The 19,635-nt window shown below is 60.0% G+C and carries 20 protein-coding genes; 14 read left to right on the top strand and 6 right to left on the bottom strand.

Annotation, left to right across the window (positions count from 1 at the left end; translation table 11 throughout):
- Positions 1–68: 68 nt before the first annotated feature.
- Entirely contained in the window at positions 69–572 is a 504-nt protein-coding gene (locus tag AC07VV_RS16535) for a polysaccharide deacetylase (protein WP_495036838.1), read from the bottom strand.
- A 304-nt stretch (positions 573–876) separates the two neighbouring features.
- Between AC07VV_RS16535 and AC07VV_RS16530 the strand changes: the two genes are divergently transcribed.
- The 5 genes from AC07VV_RS16530 (at position 877) to AC07VV_RS16510 (ending at position 3,905) form a co-directional block, all read left to right on the top strand.
- Entirely contained in the window at positions 877–1,158 is a 282-nt protein-coding gene (locus AC07VV_RS16530; protein WP_495036837.1) for a hypothetical protein, read from the top strand.
- 102 nt (positions 1,159–1,260) lie between these two features.
- Positions 1,261–2,388, top strand: a complete 1,128-nt coding sequence (locus AC07VV_RS16525) for a hypothetical protein (protein ID WP_495036836.1) — start codon at positions 1,261–1,263, stop codon at positions 2,386–2,388.
- A gap of 343 nt (positions 2,389–2,731) precedes the next feature.
- Positions 2,732–3,031: a hypothetical protein gene (locus AC07VV_RS16520; protein WP_495036835.1), complete on the top strand. Its 300-nt coding sequence runs from the start codon at positions 2,732–2,734 to the stop codon at positions 3,029–3,031.
- A gap of 158 nt (positions 3,032–3,189) precedes the next feature.
- Positions 3,190–3,633 (top strand): hypothetical protein, encoded by a 444-nt coding sequence (locus tag AC07VV_RS16515; RefSeq protein ID WP_134825142.1) that lies wholly within the window; start codon positions 3,190–3,192, stop codon positions 3,631–3,633.
- On the top strand, positions 3,633–3,905 hold the full coding sequence (locus tag AC07VV_RS16510) for a type II toxin-antitoxin system RelE/ParE family toxin (protein ID WP_114881019.1): 273 nt from the start codon (positions 3,633–3,635) through the stop codon (positions 3,903–3,905). The genes AC07VV_RS16515 and AC07VV_RS16510 overlap by 1 nt, the downstream gene beginning before the upstream one ends.
- Positions 3,906–4,083: 178 nt before the next feature.
- Here AC07VV_RS16510 and AC07VV_RS16505 read toward each other — a convergent pair whose 3' ends face one another.
- Together AC07VV_RS16505 and hslO are read right to left on the bottom strand one after the other, a co-directional pair.
- The gene (locus AC07VV_RS16505) at positions 4,084–5,625 is read right to left on the bottom strand and encodes a phosphoenolpyruvate carboxykinase (protein ID WP_495036834.1); all 1,542 of its coding nucleotides are present in this window, start codon (positions 5,623–5,625) and stop codon (positions 4,084–4,086) included.
- A 181-nt stretch (positions 5,626–5,806) separates the two neighbouring features.
- Positions 5,807–6,709 carry an Hsp33 family molecular chaperone HslO gene (gene hslO / locus AC07VV_RS16500; RefSeq protein WP_495036833.1) on the bottom strand — a complete coding sequence of 301 codons (903 nt, stop codon included), beginning with the start codon at positions 6,707–6,709 and terminating at the stop codon, positions 5,807–5,809.
- Positions 6,710–6,813: 104 nt separating this feature from the next.
- On the opposite strand from hslO, the gene AC07VV_RS16495 reads away from it, so the two are divergent.
- Positions 6,814–7,614 (top strand): phosphatase PAP2 family protein, encoded by an 801-nt coding sequence (locus AC07VV_RS16495; protein ID WP_495036832.1) that lies wholly within the window; start codon positions 6,814–6,816, stop codon positions 7,612–7,614.
- A 67-nt stretch (positions 7,615–7,681) separates the two neighbouring features.
- Here the strand turns inward: AC07VV_RS16495 and AC07VV_RS16490 are convergent, their stop codons facing one another.
- On the bottom strand, positions 7,682–8,089 hold the full coding sequence (locus AC07VV_RS16490; protein WP_495036831.1) for an RNA-binding S4 domain-containing protein: 408 nt from the start codon (positions 8,087–8,089) through the stop codon (positions 7,682–7,684).
- A 218-nt stretch (positions 8,090–8,307) separates the two neighbouring features.
- Here AC07VV_RS16490 and rimB point away from each other — a divergent pair, with 218 nt between their 5' ends.
- Both rimB and rimK read left to right on the top strand, forming a co-directional pair.
- Complete coding sequence (rimB, locus tag AC07VV_RS16485) at positions 8,308–8,787, top strand: retropepsin-like aspartic endopeptidase RimB (RefSeq protein WP_102620599.1); 480 nt, start codon at positions 8,308–8,310, stop codon at positions 8,785–8,787.
- Positions 8,784–9,689 carry a 30S ribosomal protein S6--L-glutamate ligase gene (rimK, locus tag AC07VV_RS16480; RefSeq protein WP_007949201.1) on the top strand — a complete coding sequence of 302 codons (906 nt, stop codon included), beginning with the start codon at positions 8,784–8,786 and terminating at the stop codon, positions 9,687–9,689. Before rimB ends, rimK begins: the two co-directional genes overlap by 4 nt.
- A gap of 35 nt (positions 9,690–9,724) precedes the next feature.
- Here rimK and AC07VV_RS16475 read toward each other — a convergent pair whose 3' ends face one another.
- On the bottom strand, positions 9,725–11,038 hold the full coding sequence (locus tag AC07VV_RS16475) for an ATP-binding protein (protein WP_096821905.1): 1,314 nt from the start codon (positions 11,036–11,038) through the stop codon (positions 9,725–9,727).
- 114 nt (positions 11,039–11,152) lie between these two features.
- Positions 11,153–11,893, bottom strand: coding sequence for an osmolarity response regulator transcription factor OmpR (ompR, locus tag AC07VV_RS16470; RefSeq protein WP_007952694.1), 741 nt, complete (start codon positions 11,891–11,893; stop codon positions 11,153–11,155).
- Positions 11,894–12,253: 360 nt separating this feature from the next.
- On the opposite strand from ompR, the gene AC07VV_RS16465 reads away from it, so the two are divergent.
- The 6 genes from AC07VV_RS16465 to tauC all read left to right on the top strand — a co-directional run bounded on the left by AC07VV_RS16465 (position 12,254) and on the right by tauC (position 19,631).
- Complete coding sequence (locus tag AC07VV_RS16465; protein ID WP_495036830.1) at positions 12,254–14,578, top strand: Tex family protein; 2,325 nt, start codon at positions 12,254–12,256, stop codon at positions 14,576–14,578.
- A complete protein-coding gene (locus AC07VV_RS16460) occupies positions 14,578–14,961 on the top strand; it encodes a PaaI family thioesterase (RefSeq protein ID WP_085712709.1) in 384 nt (127 codons plus the stop codon). Before AC07VV_RS16465 ends, AC07VV_RS16460 begins: the two co-directional genes overlap by 1 nt.
- A gap of 214 nt (positions 14,962–15,175) precedes the next feature.
- Positions 15,176–16,759 carry a glutamate--cysteine ligase gene (gene gshA / locus AC07VV_RS16455; RefSeq protein WP_102620597.1) on the top strand — a complete coding sequence of 528 codons (1,584 nt, stop codon included), beginning with the start codon at positions 15,176–15,178 and terminating at the stop codon, positions 16,757–16,759.
- A gap of 247 nt (positions 16,760–17,006) precedes the next feature.
- Complete coding sequence (gene tauA, locus AC07VV_RS16450; protein ID WP_102620596.1) at positions 17,007–17,984, top strand: taurine ABC transporter substrate-binding protein; 978 nt, start codon at positions 17,007–17,009, stop codon at positions 17,982–17,984.
- Positions 17,985–18,000: 16 nt separating this feature from the next.
- Entirely contained in the window at positions 18,001–18,795 is a 795-nt protein-coding gene (tauB, locus tag AC07VV_RS16445; RefSeq protein ID WP_273537649.1) for a taurine ABC transporter ATP-binding subunit, read from the top strand.
- Positions 18,792–19,631, top strand: a complete 840-nt coding sequence (gene tauC / locus AC07VV_RS16440) for a taurine ABC transporter permease TauC (protein ID WP_064382739.1) — start codon at positions 18,792–18,794, stop codon at positions 19,629–19,631. The genes tauB and tauC overlap by 4 nt, the downstream gene beginning before the upstream one ends.
- Positions 19,632–19,635: the final 4 nt, after the last annotated feature.

Raw genomic sequence — 19,635 nt, 5'->3', positions numbered from 1 at the left:
GGGGGGCAAATCGATACGAGATGATACCCGACGACCTCTAACCTTTCGCCAACGTCGTGAAAGCGGGGCTATGGACGCAACACGGCTACCCGCAATTGCTCATCCAACACTCGCTCATGCACGTCCAGGCTCTTGCTCGCCCACAGTGCATGGGCCGGGCTGATATCACCCGTGAACGCTGCTGCCAGTTGACGCAAGTCGGCGACGCTGCGCACCCGTGGGCAAAACGCTTGCTCGTCGCAATTCTGGCTGGCGTTGCGGTAGGTGTTGAGCAAGCGATCCCACAGACTGTCGCGCACTTGTCTGATCGACTTGAGCTGCACTTGCTGCACGCCCAATCGTTGCTTGAGTCCCGGTTCGTCCAGGGCTTCACTCGCCAGCAGGGCCTTGCCGAAGATCAGTACCTCAGCGCGGGAGGCTGTGTCGATGCTGGCCTGAGTGGTGAGTGCGTCAGGCCAGCCGCTGCGCTCCAGATTGGCAAGCGCCAGCCCATTGCCCGTATCGGAGGCCACCGTCAAACGACAACCACTGGCCCACAGCAAAATGATCGAGGCCATTCGTAGCCACTGCATACCTAATTCCCTTTAAGCGTGTGTCGGACGTCTGGAAACGCCCTACGGATTCTGGCGCGCACCATACAGAGGTTTACCGGGAATCGCCCGACAAACACGTGGGAAATTTCTCTCCTCAGGGTTTGGCTGTGAAAACGCCGCAAAAACGCGTAGGGCAAATGCCCGAACCCCGGAAAAACCCCTACGAATCCTGTCCATTGTGGCTGTCTTGTCCCACTCGATGGCGCCCTTCTATAGTGGCCGGCGCGGCTGAAAACACTGTGTCGGCCCACCGACGCGACTTCGTAAAGGACACGCCCCAATCATGAACATGTTCAAACCGCTGAATATTCGTTTTCGCCCTCTCAAAACCTGCGACGGCGACATCCCGGTCATGGTCATCGACACCGAAGCCAAACCTGGGGATCTGCTCAATGCTGCCGATCAACGCCTGCGTGCCGCCAGCGATCTGCTGGAAACTCTTTACTGCTTGTGTTTTAAACAGGCTGACGTGAAAGACATCCCCAACATCGTCAATGCGCTTTATTTGTTGACGCAGGACGGCTGTGACTTGCTGGAAGTTGCCAGACAACGAATGAACAACTAACACCGCCAGCCAAACTTACAAAGTTCGCAACAACCCGTCGCTTCCATTACCGCAAAGTTCAGAACTAGCCTGTTTGCTCTTACATCAACCCAGAGCAACAACATGACTACGCTGACTATTTTCTTTTGCGGTACAGGTTCGACAAAGTTCGATAACGCCCACGAAAACTATTGGGATGGCGAATTGGTCTCCACACTGGCCTCCCATCACGCCGGTCGTGAGTTCGCCGAATGGATCGTGGTCGACGGTCCCGGCACCAGCAACCTGCAGGCCGATGAACTGTTCACCCGATCCAAGGACTACGGCCTCAGCGGAACCCTGTTCGGCAAGGGCTGGGAGGAAAACGTCCAGCACGCGATGAACATCATCAAAGGCCGATGCGACTGGCAGCGTGAGCAACTGACCGAAGCGGAATATAACCGCCTCAAGGCTGCGGGAATTCCGATCGAAGATGTAAAAGTCGAAGGTTCGTGGCTGTGGCGAAAATACAACTATGGCGACCGTAGTGTGACGCAACAAAAGTTACAGGAGCAGATCATTAAAACGTTCCGCAAGGACGGTGTTATTCCAACAAAAGTCAATCTGGTGGGCTGGAGCCGTGGCGGTATTAGTTGCCACATGCTGGCCAATGCCATGTTCAACGACAGTGCGTTGAAAAGTATTCCGGTGAATATCTTTGCCATTGACCCGGTGCCGGGCATTGGTAACTTTCAGGAACACCGGGTGAAGCTCAATTACAACGTAAAAGAGTACGTGGGTTTCTATGCACGGGACGAACGCTCCAAGGGCTTCAGCTGCGTCATCCCGCAAACCGCGACCGGCACCAAAACCAGCATCTTCCCCATGCCCGGCCGTCACGCCACCCTGGTCGGCAACGCCGCCGCCGATGGCAACAGTGGTCCCAAAGTGCTGGCCGAACCCGGCCTCATCGTCCGTCACTTTGCCGAGGTCTGCCTGAAACGCTGGGGCACCGTGCTCGACAAAAACCTCAACCTCACCGACGCCACCCTGCGAAACCACACCGCCGCCATCGTCAACGCGGCAGCGAAATACAAAGCCATGGAGAAGTGCTCCTACACCTGGTTCACCGAACTGGATCAGGGTGAACGCTACGTGTCGCTGGGCAGCAAAGGCGTCCCGTTCTCGACGGTGAAAGGCACGATCTACACCCCGGCGACCGGTCTGACGACGAGTGTGCTGGATGTTGAAGGGTATCGGGCGATTCGTTGAAAACCGTGATTGATCTGTAGGAACGGCCTGCCCGAATCTGCATCCCGTTCCTACACGCAGCGGCGCCTTGTCTTCTATCGGCGCCGGTGGGCCAAAACCTATAGTTGTGACTGTCGCTGCCCAATCAGCGATTCAGGTTTGGTCACCTGAAAAACAGAGATAACTGATACATGCCCTTGTATGCTGCCGACCTCTTTCTGTCGGCACGCTTTATGGCGGGCTGTGTTTGGGACGCTTCGGCGTACCGGGTTATCTCTGCCGGTTTGACCAACTTGAACACAGTCCGCCTCCACCGCTTGGTCACGGTAGCAGCGGTTCATCGATGCCTACAGAGATAGAAAAAATGAAATCATGGAACGAGTTCCACTCCGATCACTACCGCCCACTCGACTCTAACCTCACCGATACCAAGCCTCTGGTCATCGACACCGATGCCAACCCGCAAGACATCCTCGAATGCGCCGTCCAGCGCCTGCGCGCCTCAAGCGACCTGCTGCAAACCCTCTACTGCCTCTGCTTCAAACACGCCGACGTTGAAGACATCCCGCACATCACCCACGCCCTCTACCTGCTGACCAAAGACGGCTATGACCTGCTGCAAGTCGCCCAGCAGAAAATGCTCAGTTGGAAAGCCCCGGCCTAACGAACTCCTCGGGCAGGCGTGTTCATGGCTAGAACTGCCTGCCTCTATTTCGAACACTGACGCTGCCATTTCCGGCGCAAAACTTAAGGGCCTGAATTTTGCAAACTATTATTGATTGCGTACGATGGGAGCCATTGTTCAACCAAGGGCTTGCTTTCATGACCACTGAAACCATTGATCACAGCACTCTCACGCGACTGTTTGAGAACGGTTCGATCAGTAGCGCACATATCGTCGCCAAGCCCGGTGGCTGGTCGATTCAAGTTCAGCAAGGAAGCAAAGAGTATTCACTGGCAGCACAACGCAGTGGCCAGGTGCGGCTGTTCAAGCGGTTCGAAACACTGGTGACCTACCTACAAGGAGTGGGTATCAATCACTTCGATGTGGACGCCTCCAGTTATGACCCTCTTCAAATAAAAACCTATGCCCGCCCTGATCGCGCCGAAGCGATGAAACAAGCTCATGAAGCCGCTGCGTATGAAGAATGGGTCAAGCAACAGGTACAAATCAGCATTGATGACCCAAGACCCAGCGTCAGCGATGAAGACGCTCGCAGGATATTTGCCGCCAAGCGTGATGCCCTGCGTCAGCGAGTACGTTGATGAGGTTGGTCTGGCGCCAAGAGGCGCTGGATGACCGAGACAACATCATGGAGCGTATCGGACAGGAAAATCCCGTTGCAGCGATTAGGCTCGATGAACTTTTCGAATCGAAGGGAGAAAGCGTCCGCCAGCACCCAGCTTTATACAAAAGAGGGATCGCGCAAGACACCCGCGAAATAGTTGTCACCCCAAACTACTACATCATCTACACAATCAAAGTTGATGCTGTGGAGATGCTGCGAGTACTGCATACCAGGCGGCAATGGCTATGAAGGCTGAAGAGAAAAAGAGCGGCGTTTAGAACTCACGGCTTCTTAAGTGGCATTATTCTGGCTGTTTAACGCGAACTCTGCGGGAATAATGGCAGTTGGTCTGATGATGACATCCAACCCATCACCCACAAAAAAGCCGCCCACAAGAGGCGGCTTTTTCATTCACCAGAACCCAGTCTTACAACTTAGGCCCGGCAGCCTTGATCGCGTCGCTCACGTCGAACTTCTTGAAGTTCTCGATGAACAGACCGGCCAGTGCTTTGGCAGCTTCGTCGTACGCAGCCTTGTCAGCCCAGGTGTTGCGTGGGTTGAGCAGGTTGGTTTCGACGCCCGGTACGGCCAGTGGCACGTCCAGGTTGATGGTGTCCAGGTGTTCGGTTTCGGCACCGATCAGTGCACCGCTCTGGATCGCTGCGATCACGGCGCGGGTGGTCGGGATGTTGAAGCGTTTGCCGACGCCGTAGCCACCGCCGGTCCAGCCGGTGTTGACCAGGTAGACCTTGGAGCCGAAGCCCTTGATGCGCTTGATCAGCAGCTCAGCGTATTCGCCAGCCGGACGCGGGAAGAACGGTGCGCCGAAGCAGGTGGAGAAAGTCGACTTGATGCCGCTGCCCGAACCCATTTCAGTCGAGCCCACCAGTGCGGTGTAGCCGGACAGGAAGTGGTAGGCCGCCTGCTCGTTGTTCAGGATCGACACTGGCGGCAGTACGCCGGTCAGGTCGCAAGTCAGGAAGATCACAGCGTTCGGCTCGCCGCCCAGGTTCTTCTCGGAACGCTTGGCAACGTGCTCCAGCGGGTAGGCTGCGCGGCTGTTCTGGGTCAGGCTGACATCGGCGTAGTCGGCGTGCTTGGCGTCGTCGATCACGACGTTTTCCAGCACAGCGCCGTGCTTGATGGCTTTCCAGATGACCGGCTCGTTCTTCTCGGACAAGTCGATGCACTTGGCGTAGCAGCCGCCTTCGATGTTGAAGACAACGCCTTCACCCCAGCCGTGTTCGTCGTCACCGATCAGGTAACGGCTTTCGTCGGCGGACAGGGTGGTCTTGCCAGTGCCGGACAGACCGAAGAACAGGGTCACGTCGCCCTCTTCGCCGATGTTGGCAGCGCAGTGCATTGGCAGCACGTCAGCGGCCGGCAGCAGGAAGTTCTGCACCGAGAACATGGCTTTCTTCATTTCACCGGCGTAACGCATGCCGGCGATCAGCACTTTTTTCTGTGCGAAGTTGAGGATCACGCAACCGTCGGAGTTGGTGCCGTCACGCTCAGGCACGCACTCGAAGTTGGCCACGTTCAGCACTTGCCACTCTTCACGACCGGCCGGGTTGTACTGGGCCGGGTTGATGAACAGGCAACGACCGAACAGGTTCTGCCAGGCAGTCTGGGTGGTCATCTTCACGGCCAGGTAGTGATCTTCGGCCGCGCCTACATGCACGTGGGAAACGAAATGCTCTTGCGCGTTGTTGAATGCTTCTACGCGGCTCCACAGGGCGTCGAACTTGTCGGCCGGGAACTTGCGGTTGATCGGGCCCCAGGCGATTGCGTCCTGGGTGGAAGGCTCTTCAACGATGAAACGGTCGACTGGCGAACGGCCGGTGCGGTGACCGGTGCGAACAACCAGAGCGCCGGTATCGGCAAGCTCGCCTTCACCGCGTTTCAGGGCTTCTTTTACCAGATCATCAACACTCAGATCGGTGTACACGGCGTTATTGGCTTGCGTCATGAGGTTCCCCGTCGGCCAGTGGCCGAGTGTGCTCCAAACGTTTTGTAGTAGAAAGTCGTGCACTACTACCGCGAAAAAAGTGGGCCGGATTATGCCAGAAAAGCCCAAAAAGAGTAGGGCCCTCCCGTCGTAACGGCGTTATTCCGTCGTTGAGCAGTGAATTTACCTGCGCTGAACCGTTTTAGTGCCGGGTATCTGACGGCGTCTCGACGCCCGCGCCAGCGAACAATTGAGCGATATCCGCCGCATCGAACAGGTAGCGCTGGTTGCAGAACTGGCAATCGATCTCGACTTTGCCACCTTGCTCGGCCACCAGCGCCTGCGCATCTTCCAGACCCAGGCTGACCAGTGCGTTGCCCGAGCGTTCGCGGGAGCAGCTGCAATGGAAGCGCAGTGTCTGCACATCGAACAGACGGACCTGCTCTTCATGGTAGAGGCGATGCAGAACCGTTTCGTTGTCCAGGCTCAACAGTTCATCAGCGGTCAGGGTGTTGCCCAACGCGGTGATGTGCTGCCAGCTGGCGGCGCGTTCTTCTTCGTCTTTCAGGCGATCGGCAGGCAGTTGCTGCAGCAGCAGGCCACGGGCGCGACGGCCGTCGGCGCACAGCTTGAAGCGGGTGCCAACCTGCTGGGACATGACGAAGTAGTTGGTGAAGCAGTCGGACAGGGTTTCGCCGTCAAGGTCGACGATGCCCTGGTAGCGCTGGCCCACCGTCGGATCGACAGTCAACGCCAACACTCCGTTGGGCATCAGGTCGGAGAGGGTCGCATCAGCGGCGATCAGGTCGGCTTCATAACGGGCCAGGCCACGAATTTCGCGATCGCTGGAGCACTCGATCATCAGCAGCGGGATCGGGCCTTCGGAGCGCGCCTGAAGAATCAGCAAGCCATCGAATTTCAGGGTGCCCACCAGCAACGACGCGGCCGCCATCAGTTCGCCCAGCAGTTGCGCAACCGGCTCCGGATACGGGTGCTTGGCGAGCACTTCGGCGTAGCTGCGTTCCAGCGACACCAGTTCGCCGCGCGTGTCGCTGTCATCGAAGATGAAGCGTTGGGTGTAATCGGTATCGAGGAAATCGGTCATAGGTCTAGGTATCTGATTTTAATGACAAAAAGGTTACAAAGAATGAAAATCCCGCGCTTCTGGCATCCATTTTGATGCCTATGTTCAGCCACGGGAGGCATTTTATGAACAATCCGGGTTTGTTCCAATCAAGGTGGAACCTCGGCCGGCTGGTTCTGTGCAATGCAGTGCCATTGGCACTACTGGCTTTCTGGTTATGGCCTACGGGTCAGATGCTGTGTGTGATTTTCGACGAGTGGCTGTTCCGCTCACTCAATGCACCGCTGGCCAGCCACCCCATATGGCTCCACATCTGGGCAATTGCAAGTCTGCGCCCGTTCGACGTTGTCGTCGGACTGATCCTGCTGACGCTGCTGATCAAGGGCGACTGGGTGTTCAAGGCGATTGACGTGCGTCGCGCCTTCTTCGGATTTTTCTCGATCCTGCTGCTGATGGTGGTGATCCGCGCGCTGTTTTCCAAATTCGCCGACCACATGGGCTGGCAGCACAATAGCCCATCCATGGTGCTCCAGGGCGCCGTTCATATGAGCGACTACTTCCCGCATCTGGAGAAGACCTTTGAGCTGAAGGATCGCTCGAGCCAGAGTTTCCCTGGTGACCATGCTTCAGTGCTGTTGATCTGGGCGCTGTTCATGGGTGTTTTCAGTCGCTCCGCCGGCCAGTTCCTGACGATCTGGGGTCTGGCGCTGCTGTTCATGTTGCCGCGGCTGGTGGCCGGTGCGCACTGGGGACAGGACGATTACATCGGTGGCCTGCTGCTGGCGGTGTGGGCGTTGGGCTGGGGTTACTACACCCCGTTTGCCTATCACGCAGCGAACTTCTGGCTGAAGGTTACCGCGCCGATTTTCGGGCTGGCAGGCAAGTTGCCGCTAGTCTCGCGGATGAGTGTGGTTGCGCTGCGCTAATTCGCTGCGCCTGAAAAGATCGCAGCCTGCGGCGGCTCCTTCGGAAGTGCATGCAGGCTGCGATTTTTTATTCGTTGCCACTGTTCCCACGAAATTTAAACAAGTCCCGACGCTGTTTCTTGCTCGGTTTACCGTCGGTGGTCACACCCAACGCGCCCGCCTTGCGCATCGCCGCAGCCGCCTCGCGCTTGGCGATACTGGCGTCGGTTTCCGCATACAGCGTCTGCGCTTCCGGCGCGCCACGGCGCACGATCGACAGGGCCTGGACCACGACAGTCTTTTCATCGAAGCCGGTGCGAATCTCGAATTCATCGCCGATGCGTGGCTCTTTGCCAGGCTTGCAGCGCTCTCCCCGACAATGCACCTTGCCACTTTCGATGGCGGCTTTGGCCAAGGCACGGGTTTTAAAAAAACGTGCAGCCCACAGCCATTTGTCGAGACGGACCTTGTCGTCCTCTTCGCTTTTTTGTGCCATGGAATTTCCTCATTCTGAAATATTGATGAACTGTACTACCGTTTCTGTCGTGCCATGAATTGTGCTGTCCCGGATTACAATGCACACATTCCGGGGCGTGCTTGAGAGCGCGCAAATCCGGGCCATAGATATCTGTCGCCTTTTAACCACTATTCTGCGTGAATACCGCAAATCCGGCCCCCTGCGGGCTGATCGGTTTTCACCGGTTGAGCATTTTTTTGAAGACATTTGACCATTTGACCGTTGTCGGTCTGCGCGAGTGGGTGGCGCTCCCGGGTTTGGGAGTCGCAGGCCTTCGGGCGAAAATCGACACCGGTGCCAGTACCTCCAGCCTGCACGCCACCGACATCGAGCCGTTCGAGCGGGACGGCGAGAAGTGGGTGCGTTTCACCGCGCACCTGGGCACGGTGGTGCAATTGCGCCACCGGCGTTGCGAAGCGCCGCTGGTCACCCGCAAGACTATCAAGAGTTCCAACGGCCAGGCCCAGGTGCGCTATGTAATCAGCACCACCCTGGCCCTCGGTGATCGGGTCTGGCCGGTCGAGTTCACCCTCGCCTGCCGCAAGTCCATGCGCTATCGCCTGTTGCTCGGTTCCAAAGCCCTGATCGACGGCCAGTTGGTGGTCAATCCGGGCATCAAGTATGTACAAGACAAGCCGGTGTTCCCGGTATCTACCTCCTCCACAGGTGTTGCATGAAGATCGCTGTGCTGTCGCGGAATCCGCGTCTGTATTCCACCCGTCGTCTGGTCGAAGCCGGCACCGAGCGCGGGCATGAAATGGTGGTGATCGACACCTTGCGCGCCTACATGAACATCGCCAGCCACAAGCCGCAGATCCACTATCGCGGCAAGCCGCTGGAAGGTTTCGATGCGGTGATCCCGCGGATCGGCGCGTCGGTGACGTTTTATGGCTGCGCGGTGCTGCGCCAGTTCGAAATGATGGGGGTGTTTCCGCTCAACGAATCGGTGGCCATCGCCCGTTCCCGGGACAAGCTGCGTTCGCTGCAACTGCTGTCACGCCGGGGCATCGGTTTGCCGGTGACCGGGTTCGCCCACTCGCCGGACGACATTCCCGACCTGATCGACATGGTCAACGGCGCGCCGCTGGTGATCAAGGTGCTGGAAGGTACCCAGGGCATCGGCGTGGTGCTGTGCGAAACCGCAACGGCGGCGGAGTCGGTGATCGAGGCGTTCATGGGCCTCAAGCAGAACATCATGGTGCAGGAATACATCAAGGAGGCTGGCGGCGCCGACATCCGCTGCTTTGTGGTCGGCGACAAGGTGATCGCGGCGATGAAGCGTCAGGCCAAGCCAGGGGAATTCCGCTCCAACCTGCACCGTGGCGGCAGCGCCAGCCTGATCAAGATCACCCCGGAAGAGCGCATGACCGCGTTGCGCGCCGCCAAGGTCATGGGCCTGGCGGTGGCGGGTGTGGATATCCTGCGTTCGAATCACGGGCCGCTGGTGATGGAAGTGAACTCGTCGCCGGGCCTGGAAGGGATCGAGACCACCACCGGCAAGAACGTGGCGGGGATCATCATCGAACACCTTGAGAAGAATGGCGGGCCGAACATGACACGCACCAAAGGCAAGGGATGAACCTTGACTCAGGCGGCCGCAAGGCCGCCTGAAACTTAAACCGCGTCCCGCGGCAGCATCAACCCCAGCGGCAAGCGCACCCGCGCCTCCAGCCCGCCACCGGAGCGGTTGCGCAGCTCGACATTGCCGCCATGCATCGAAGCAATCCGCTTCACGATCGCCAGCCCCAACCCGGTACCCTTTCCGCCCCGCGCACGGTCGCCACGGGTGAACGGATTGAAGATCGCCTCTAGCTCCGACGGATCAATCCCCGCGCCACGGTCCATCACGCTCAGCACCACATACGGCGCGCTGGTGTCACCGGACACGTAAGCCGCGACCTCGACGCCGCTGCCGGCATGGTTCAACGCGTTGCCGATCAGGTTGTTCAGCAGGCGCTTCATCGACACCCGACGCAGCGGAAACGGCTGGATCGGCTCCAGACGCAAGCGCACCTTTTCTTCACTCTGGTTGTACGGCGCCGCGACTTCGCGCACCAGATCGCTCAGGTCCACCTCTTCCACGGACTCATCCCGACCATCGCGAATGAACGCGAGGAACTGGTCGAGAATCGCGTCCATGTCTTCAATGTCGCGCACCATGTCGTCGGTCAGGTCGGTGCGGTCACCCATCAGTTCCAGCGACAACCGTAGACGGGTCAGCGGCGTGCGCAGGTCGTGGGAAACCCCGGCGAGCATCAGTTCACGTTCACGACCGGCCTGTTCGACATCTTCAGCCATCTGGTTGAAGGCGCGATAAACCTCGGTCATTTCGCTCGGTGTGTCGCTGATCGGCAAGCGTACGCTGCGGCCCTGACCTAGTTGCCGCGCGGCATACACGAGACGCTTCAACGGCTGATTGAGCTGGCTGACGAAGATCCATGCGGACGCGGTCGAGAGCAACCCGATGGCGAGGAACCAGCCGAGTACGTTCCAGATTTTCTGGCCGCGCAACGGATGCGGGTACAACGGCACTTTCAACCAGCCATCACCCAGGCTCGGCGCGCGCACCCACAACGCCGGCGGCGAATGCATGCGCAGCCGAACCTCGGTGTCGGCACCCAGTTCCGCCTGCATCTGCCGCTGGTAGATTTCGCTGTACGGCCAGTGCTGTTCGCCTTCCGGCACACCGGCACCGACCACCCGGATCAGGGTCGCGGCATCGGCGATCTTCGCGCGGTTCTCTTCATCGGCGGCCCAATAGGCACGCAGCGTCAGGGCGACGCCGTGACTGTATTGACGGTCCACCAGCACGTCCTCGTTCATCAGCAGATAAACCAGGGTCAGTGCCTTTGAGAACAATACGACGATGAGCACCAGCCAGAGGGTGCGGGAGAAGAAACTTTGGGGAAACCAGACAGGGGTTTTCATGGATAACCGCTACGCACTTGCAGGAGCGAGCAATGCTCGCATATTGCGGATAACGAGTCTGCGGAGGCGGCATTTTTGACCGCTCCCCACAGACTCGCTCCTACAAATCACCCGTCACTTGGTGGAGTTGCCATCCGGCACGAACACATAACCCACGCCCCAGACAGTCTGGATGTAGCGCGGTTTGGACGGATCGGGTTCGATCATCCGGCGCAGTCGGGAAATCTGCACGTCGATGGAACGCTCCAGGGCATCCCACTCCCGGCCACGGGCCAGGTTCATCAGCTTGTCGCGGGTCAGCGGCTGACGGGCGTTCATCACCAGGGCCTTGAGTACAGCGAACTCACCGGTGGTGAGCATGTGCACTTCGTCGCCGCGCTTGAGTTCGCGGGTGGCCAGGGACAGCACGTAGTCGCCGAACGTGACGTTTTCTTCTTCACTGCCCGGCGCGCCCGGCACCGGTGCGGCCTGACGGCGCAGCACGGCTTTTACGCGGGCCATCAACTCGTCCGGGTTGAACGGCTTGGCCAGGTAGTCGTCGGCGCCCAGTTCCAGGCCCTTGATACGGCTCAGTTCGTCGCCCTTGGCGGTGAGCATGATGATCGGGATCTGATTGTTCGCGCCACGCAGACGACGGCAAGCGGTCAGGCCGTCTTCGCCCGGCAGCATCAAGTCGAGAACGACCAGATTGAACACTTCACGCGACAGCAGACGATCCATCTGCTCGGTATTCGGTACGGCGCGGGCACGGTAGCCCTTGCTGACGAAGAAACGTTCCAGCAGGCTGCTCAGCCCCGGATCGTCATCAACAATAAGAATTTTTTCGCCTTCAGCAGTTTGTGCAGTGCTGCTCATTGGATGCTCCTTTTAGCTCGGCGCGCATTATGGCGTAGCTGCCGTTATACGCACCGTGTGCATTGTTAGCAGATTTTTCCTTCACTGCCAGAAAACCGGGGCTTGAGCCTACAGACTGTGTCGCCCCCGAATGACAGAACGCTGGTTATAATGCGCGGCCTTTTGTGTCAGGCAACGTCTGAATCGTTACCGCAGGTGGCCGTCTCTTATTTTCCCGGCCCTCGCAGTAATTGTTCGATTTCACGGGTCAATGGGATGCCTTTTGACCCAGGCAGCGGCAAGCGTCAGGCCGCCCAACCAGACTCCGGGCCTTTATTTACGTGCCTGCGAGCCTGCTTTCACAATTTGTCAGGTGGTTTTATGGACAGCATCAACAGCCGCATCGCCGAGGAACTCGGCGTACGCCCACAACAGGTCGAAGCGGCCGTCGCGCTACTCGATGAAGGCTCTACCGTTCCCTTCATCGCCCGTTACCGGAAAGAAGTGACCGGCAGCCTCGATGACACTCAACTGCGTCATCTGGAAGAGCGTCTGCGCTACCTGCGAGAACTCGACGAACGGCGCATCAGCATTCTTTCCAGCATCCAGGAGCAGGGCAAACTCACCCCTGAACTGGAGCGTGAAATCAAACTCGCCGACACCAAGACCCGCCTCGAAGACTTGTACCTGCCGTACAAGCAGAAGCGCCGCACCAAGGGCCAGATCGCCCTGGAAGCCGGCCTCGGCGAGCTGGCCGACGGTCTGTTCAACGACCCGAGCCTGGCCCCGGAAGCCGAAGCCGCACGCTTCATCGACGCCGAAAAAGGCGTGGCCGACGTCAAGGCTGCGCTGGAAGGCGCCAAGTACATCCTCATGGAGCGCTTCGCCGAAGACGCCAACCTGCTGGAAAAACTGCGCACTTACCTGAAGCAGGAAGCCACCCTCAGTGCCCGCGTGATCGCCGGCAAGGAAGAGGAAGGCGCCAAGTTCCGCGATTACTTCGAACACGACGAACCGCTGAAAAGCATGCCGTCGCACCGCGCGCTGGCGATTTTCCGTGGCCGCAATGAAGGCATTCTCAGCTCCGCACTGAAGGTCGGCGATGAACTGCCGGGCACCATGCATCCGTGCGAAGGCATGATCGGCCAGCAAGTCGGCATCCAGAACCAGAACCGTCCGGCCGACAAATGGCTGGGTGAAGTGGTGCGCTGGACCTGGAAGGTCAAGCTCTACACCCACCTGGAAACCGACCTGCTCGGCGAGCTGCGCGACGGCGCCGAAACCGAAGCGATCAACGTGTTCGCCCACAACCTGCACGACCTGCTGCTGGCCGCTCCGGCTGGCCCGCGCGCCACCCTGGGCCTCGACCCGGGCCTGCGCACCGGCTGCAAGGTCGCGGTGGTCGACTCCACCGGCAAACTGCTGGATCACGCCACGGTTTACCCGCACGTGCCGCACAACAAGTGGGATCAGACCATCGCGATCCTGGCCGCCCTGTGCGCCAAGCACTCGGTCGATCTGATCGCCATCGGCAACGGCACCGCCAGCCGTGAAACCGACAAACTGGCGATCGAGCTGATCAAAAAATATCCAGCGATGAAAATGACCAAGGTCATGGTCTCCGAAGCCGGCGCATCGGTGTACTCGGCATCGGAACTGGCGGCGAAGGAATTCCCGGATCTGGACGTGTCGATCCGTGGTGCCGTGTCCATCGCCCGTCGCTTGCAGGACCCACTGGCCGAACTGGTGAAGATCGATCCGAAATCCATCGGTGTCGGTCAGTATCAGCACGACGTGTCGCAACTGAAACTGGCACGCGGCCTGGACGCCGTGGTCGAGGACTGCGTGAACGCCGTGGGCGTGGACGTGAACACCGCGTCCGTGGCGCTGCTGGCGCGGATCTCCGGCCTCAACGCGACTCTGGCGCAGAACATCGTGACTCACCGTGACGAGCACGGCGCGTTCAAGACCCGTGCAGCGCTGAAGAAAGTTGCTCGCCTGGGCGAGAAAACCTTCGAACAGGCCGCCGGCTTCCTGCGCGTGATGAACGGCGACAACCCGCTGGATTCCTCGGCGGTTCACCCGGAAGCCTATCCGCTGGTGCAGCGCATCGCCGCTGAAACCGACCGCGACATCCGCTCGCTGATCGGCGACGCCGGGTTCCTCAAGCGTCTGGATCCGAAGAAATTCACCGACGAGACCTTCGGTCTGCCAACCGTCACCGACATCCTGCAGGAACTGGAAAAACCCGGCCGCGACCCGCGTCCGGAGTTCAAGACCGCCGAGTTCCAGGAAGGCGTCGAGGACTTGAAGGACCTGCAACTGGGGATGATCCTCGAAGGCGTGGTGACCAACGTGACCGCATTCGGCGCGTTCGTCGACATCGGCGTGCATCAGGATGGTCTGGTGCACATCTCGGCGCTGTCGGAGAAGTTCATCAAGGATCCGCGCGAAGCCGTGAAGGCCGGTGACGTGGTGAAAGTGAAGGTCATGGAAGTCGACATCCCGCGCAAACGCGTCGGCCTGTCGATGCGCATGAGCGACACTCCGGGCGAGAAAATCGACGGTGCCCGTGGCGCGCGCCCAGGCTCGGCGCCACGCCAGTCGCAGGGTTCGGCTCCGCGCAAGGAAAGCACCCCGGCGGCTCCGGCCAACAACGCCATGGCATCGCTGTTCGCCAACGCCAAGCAGTTGAAGAAACGCTGATGGAAATTCCGGCCGGGCTCGTCGAGAGCGCGTTTTTCAAGCTGTTGGGCTGCCGCCTGCACAGCCTGGAAACCGGGGTGGCGCAAGTCGCCCTGGTGCTGGAACCCGAACTGCGCAACCGCGGCGGCAAGCTGCACGGTGGCGCGCTGTTCAGTCTGGTCGATATCGCCATGGGGCTGGCCTGTTCCAGCACCCACGGCTTTGACCAGCAGAGCGCGACCATCGAGTGCAAGATCAACTACATCCGCGCCGTCTCCGAGGGCGAGGTGATGTGCACGGCGCGGGTGATCCACCCGGGCCGGCGCACGCTGGTGGTCGAAGCCGACGTGATGCAGGGCGACAAACTGGTCGCAAAAGCGCAAGGCACGTTCGCTGTCCTGTAGATGTTGTTCATCATTTTGAGTTAATTTCGGCGCTGTGATCGCAGCGTCGGAGTTTTCCTCGCCCGCGTCTGCCAGATTCAGGGACTGAAGTTGGCGTTTCCAATGGGGCTTTCATGGCCCGAAAACCAGGCGAAAACGCCAGTTTCAACTTCACCCTTGTAGACCGTCCTGCCCACCCCCATATTGGGGCGACTGACGCGTGAAGGAATCCAAATTGAGCGAACTTCTCAACCGCCGCCTGGCTCTGCTCGGTGAGCGCGCCAACCTCTCTCTGCTCGAGCAGTGCCTGCACGGTATCGAACGTGAATGCCTGCGCGTGACCGGCGAGGGACGTCTGGCGCAAACGCCGCACCCTGAAAGCCTGGGTTCCGCGCTGACCAACGAACAGATCACCACCGACTATTCCGAGTCGCTGCTGGAATTCATCACGCCTGCCCTGCCAGACCCGGCCGACACCCTGGCCAGCCTGGACAAGATTCATCGCTTCGCCTACAGCAAGCTCGGCAACGAGTACCTGTGGAGTCCATCGATGCCGTGCCCGTTGCCGGCCGAGGAAGACATCCCGATCGCCTATTACGGCACCTCCAACATTGGTCAGCTCAAGTATGTCTACCGCAAGGGCCTGGCCCTGCGTTACGGCAAGACCATGCAGTGCATCGCCGGGATTCACTACAACTTCTCCCTGCCGGAAAAACTCTGGCCGCTGCTGAAAGAAGCCGAAGGCTTCGTCGGCACCGACCGGGATTTCCAGTCGTCGTCCTATATCGCGCTGATCCGTAACTTCCGTCGCTACAGCTGGCTGCTGATGTACCTGTTCGGTGCTTCGCCGGCGCTGGACGCGGGGTTCCTGCGCGGCCGTTCGCATCAGCTTGAACAACTGGACCCGGACACCCTGTACCTGCCCTACGCCACCAGCCTGCGCATGAGTGACCTCGGTTACCAGAGCAACGCCCAGGCTGGCCTGACCCCTTGCTACAACGACCTGGCAAGCTACACCGACAGTCTGCGCAAAGCGGTGGCCACGCCATACGCGCCGTACGTAGAAGTCGGCACGCACCAGGATGGCGAGTGGGTGCAACTGAACACCAACATCCTGCAGATCGAAAACGAGTACTACTCCAACATCCGCCCGAAACGCGTGACCTACACCGGCGAGCGGCCGATCCAGGCGCTGGTCGCCCGTGGCATCCAGTACGTCGAAGTACGTTGCCTGGACATCAACCCGTTCCTGCCAATGGGCATCGACCTCACCGAATCGCGCTTCCTCGATGCGTTCCTGCTGTACTGCGCGCTGAACGACAGCCCGCTGCTGACCAACATCAGCTGCGGCAACGCCACGTCGAACTTCCTCAGCGTGGTCAAGGAAGGTCGTCGTCCGGGCCTGCAATTGCAGCGTGACGGCCAACCGGTCGAACTGAAGGAATGGGCCGCCGAACTGCTGGAAAAAATCGCTCCGCTGGCGGCGCTGCTGGATCAAAGCCATGGCGGCGATGCCCACAGCAAGGCACTCGACGCTCAACTGGCCAAGGTCAAGGATTCGTCTCTGACGCCTTCGGCCCAGGTGCTGGCGGCGATGGCCGAGCACAAGGAAAGCTTCGCGCAATTCTCCCTGCGCCAGAGCCAGGCTCACGCCGAGTTCTTCCGCAGCGAGCCGTTGGCGGCTGAGGAACAGGCGAAGTTCGAAGAACTGGCGCGGTCGTCGCTGGCGCAACAGGCTGAGCTGGAGCAGAACGAGGTGGGCGATTTCGACGTGTTTGTCGGGTCGTATCAGGCGAGTATTCTGGCGATCAGCAACTGACACTTCCTTCTCTGATCATTCCCACGCTCCGCGTGGGAATGCAGCTCCTGACGCTCAGCGTCACGGTCACTGGGACGCTGAGCGTCCATTGAGGCGTTCCCACGCAGAGCGTGGGAACGATCTGCTCTGCCTTCCCTTAGATTTTTCCGCTCATAAGCTAAGTCTAAAAAGTTATTTATTTCTAGATTCTTAGATCATTTAGTCTCCTTTCACGCCGACGCTCGGTCGCCTGATATGGAGCTCTTCAATGAAACTGAATGTCCCGCTTCGCCTGCTGGCCGTGGCCTCTCTGGCTGCCGCGAGTTTCCTGGCTCAGGCCGCCGACCTCACTGTCGCCTACCAGACCACCGTTGACCCGGCGAAAGTCGCTCAGGCCGACGGTGCCTATGAGAAAGCCACCAAGGCCGACATCAGCTGGCGCAAGTTCGATAACGGCGCGGACGTCATCACCGCCATCGCTTCCGGCGACGTGCAGATCGGCTACCTCGGTTCCAGCCCGCTGACCGCTGCGATCACCCGCAAAGTCCCGGTGGAAACCTTCCTAATCGCCACACAGATCGGCGCCGCCGAAGCGCTGGTCGCCCGCGACGGTTCCGGCATCAAGACGCCGCAGGATCTGGTCGGCAAGAAAATCGCCGTGCCATTCGTGTCCACCGGTCACTACAGCCTGCTGGCCGCGCTGAAGCACTGGAACATCGACCCTTCGAAAGTCACTGTCCTCAACCTCGCCCCGCCGGCAATCATTGCCGCGTGGAAGCGCGGTGACATCGATGCCACCTACGTTTGGGATCCGGCGCTGGGTGTGGCCAAGGAAAACGGCAAAGTGCTGATCACTTCCGGAGAGCTGGCCAAGTTCGGCGCGCCGACCTTCGACGCCTGGATCGTGCGTAAAGACTTTGCCGAGAAGCACCCGGAAATCGTTACCGCATTCGCCAAGGTCACCCTCGACGCCTACGCCGACTACCGCAAGGATCCGAAAGCCTGGATCGCCAATCAGAGCAACGTCGACAAGCTGGTGAAACTGTCCGGCGCCAAGGCCAGCGACATTCCTTTGCTGCTGCAAGGCAACGTCTACCCGCTGGCGGCGGATCAGGTCAGTGACCTCGGCGCGCCGACCACCAAAGCCATCACCGACACCGCTGCGTTCCTCAAGGAGCAAGGCAAGGTCGAAGCAGTACTGCCGGACTACGCGCCGTACGTCACCCCCAAGTACATCACCAACTGATCGGGAGCTAATTGCGATGGCCTTGCTACAGCTGGAGCGCATCAGCGCACAGTATCCCGGCAGCCCGGAACCGGTACTGGCGGATATCTCTCTGACCCTGGGGCCCCAGCAATTGCTGGTTGCCCTCGGCCCGTCCGGCAGTGGCAAGACTTCGCTGTTGAACCTGATTGCCGGCTTCGTCGAACCGAGCGCCGGCCGTATCACCCTCGACGGTGTGCCGGTCAAAGGCCCGAGCGCCGAGCGCGGCGTGGTGTTCCAGGACGACGCCCTGCTGCCCTGGCAGGACGTGCTGGCCAACGTCGCCTTCGGCCTTGAGCTGGCCGGTGTGGCCAAGGACAAACGCGAACAGCGTGCACGGGAAATGCTCGCGCTGGTCGATCTCTCCGGTTTCGAAAAACGTCGCATCTGGCAACTCTCCGGTGGCCAGAAGCAACGTGTCGGCCTGGCCCGCGCCCTCGCAGCCGACCCGCGCGTGCTGCTGATGGACGAACCCTTCGGTGCCCTCGACGCCTTCACCCGCGAACAGATGCAGGAACTGTTGCTGCAAGTCTGGCAACGCACCGCCAAACCGGTGTTCCTGATCACCCACGACATTGAAGAAGCAGTGTTCCTCGCCACCGACCTGATTCTGCTGGCGCCGAATCCGGGGCAGATCGTCGAACGCCTGCACCTCGACTTCGGCCAGCGCTATGCCGCCGGCGAATCGGCGCGGTCGATCAAGTCCGATCCGCGCTTCATCGAAACCCGCGAACACGTGCTCGCCAAAGTGTTCTCGCAACGCAGCGCCGTTCAGCGGCAGGAGCGCGCATGAGCAGTTACGACGTTTCCGCCACCGCAGTGAAACCCGCCGCCACGTCGGTGGTGATTCCTGTGCGTCGCAGCCTCAGCACTCGCTGGATCAGCCTGCTGACCTTGTTCGCGTTGCTGGTGATCTGGTGGGCCGTCACGGCCACCGGCCTGATCGAACCGCTGTTCCTGCCGCCACCGTCCGCCGTGCTGCAGAAAGGCTGGTTACTGGCGACCACGGGTTACATGGATTCGACGTTGTGGCAGCACCTGGGCGCGAGCCTGAGCCGCATCGGTCTGGGCCTGGGTTTTGCGATTCTGACCGCCGTGCCGGTGGGCATTGCCATCGGCGCCAACCGAATCGCGCGTGGTGTGCTGGATCCGCTGATCGAGTTCTACCGCCCTATTCCGCCACTCGCCTATCTGCCGCTGATCGTGATCTGGTGCGGTATCGGCGAATTGTCGAAAGTGCTGCTGATCTACCTGGCGATTTTCGCTCCGATCGCGATTGCTACCGCCACCGGCGTGCGCACCGTCGACCCGGCCAAACTGCGCGCTGCGCAATCGCTGGGGGCGACTCGCGCCCAACTGATTCGCCACGTGATTTTGCCGAGCGCGCTGCCGGACATTCTGACCGGTGTGCGCATTGGTCTGGGTGTCGGCTGGTCGACGCTGGTCGCCGCCGAACTGATCGCAGCCACCAGCGGCCTGGGCTTCATGGTGCAGTCGGCCGCGCAGTTCCTGGTCACCGATGTGGTGGTGCTGGGGATTCTGGTCATCGCCCTGATCGCCTTCGCCATGGAGATGGGCCTGCGCGCCCTGCAACGCAAACTGGTGCCGTGGCACGGCCAGGCCCACTGATTTT

It is taken from the genome of Pseudomonas sp. GW821-FHT02C04, from assembly GCF_059421845.1.
The sequence above is the reverse complement of the archived record's forward strand: the minus strand, read 5'-3'. Positions and strand labels throughout refer to the sequence as shown.

Bases quoted from the DNA above. Each gene is read 5' to 3' on its own strand.
- AC07VV_RS16475 (WP_096821905.1), bottom strand. From the start codon at position 11,038: ATGAAAACCCCTGTCTGGTTTCCCCAAAGTTTCTTCTCCCGCACCCTC.
- AC07VV_RS16515 (WP_134825142.1), top strand. From the start codon at position 3,190: ATGACCACTGAAACCATTGATCACAGCACTCTCACGCGACTGTTTGAG.
- AC07VV_RS16535 (WP_495036838.1), bottom strand. From the start codon at position 572: ATGCAGTGGCTACGAATGGCCTCGATCATTTTGCTGTGGGCCAGTGGT.
- AC07VV_RS16495 (WP_495036832.1), top strand. From the start codon at position 6,814: ATGAACAATCCGGGTTTGTTCCAATCAAGGTGGAACCTCGGCCGGCTG.
- AC07VV_RS16465 (WP_495036830.1), top strand. From the start codon at position 12,254: ATGGACAGCATCAACAGCCGCATCGCCGAGGAACTCGGCGTACGCCCA.
- tauC (WP_064382739.1), top strand. From the start codon at position 18,792: ATGAGCAGTTACGACGTTTCCGCCACCGCAGTGAAACCCGCCGCCACG.
- ompR (WP_007952694.1), bottom strand. From the start codon at position 11,893: ATGAGCAGCACTGCACAAACTGCTGAAGGCGAAAAAATTCTTATTGTT.
- AC07VV_RS16510 (WP_114881019.1), top strand. From the start codon at position 3,633: ATGAGGTTGGTCTGGCGCCAAGAGGCGCTGGATGACCGAGACAACATC.
- rimK (WP_007949201.1), top strand. From the start codon at position 8,784: ATGAAGATCGCTGTGCTGTCGCGGAATCCGCGTCTGTATTCCACCCGT.
- tauA (WP_102620596.1), top strand. From the start codon at position 17,007: ATGAAACTGAATGTCCCGCTTCGCCTGCTGGCCGTGGCCTCTCTGGCT.
- hslO (WP_495036833.1), bottom strand. From the start codon at position 6,709: ATGACCGATTTCCTCGATACCGATTACACCCAACGCTTCATCTTCGAT.
- AC07VV_RS16525 (WP_495036836.1), top strand. From the start codon at position 1,261: ATGACTACGCTGACTATTTTCTTTTGCGGTACAGGTTCGACAAAGTTC.
- tauB (WP_273537649.1), top strand. From the start codon at position 18,001: ATGGCCTTGCTACAGCTGGAGCGCATCAGCGCACAGTATCCCGGCAGC.
- AC07VV_RS16520 (WP_495036835.1), top strand. From the start codon at position 2,732: ATGAAATCATGGAACGAGTTCCACTCCGATCACTACCGCCCACTCGAC.
- AC07VV_RS16460 (WP_085712709.1), top strand. From the start codon at position 14,578: ATGGAAATTCCGGCCGGGCTCGTCGAGAGCGCGTTTTTCAAGCTGTTG.
- AC07VV_RS16490 (WP_495036831.1), bottom strand. From the start codon at position 8,089: ATGGCACAAAAAAGCGAAGAGGACGACAAGGTCCGTCTCGACAAATGG.
- AC07VV_RS16505 (WP_495036834.1), bottom strand. From the start codon at position 5,625: ATGACGCAAGCCAATAACGCCGTGTACACCGATCTGAGTGTTGATGAT.
- AC07VV_RS16530 (WP_495036837.1), top strand. From the start codon at position 877: ATGAACATGTTCAAACCGCTGAATATTCGTTTTCGCCCTCTCAAAACC.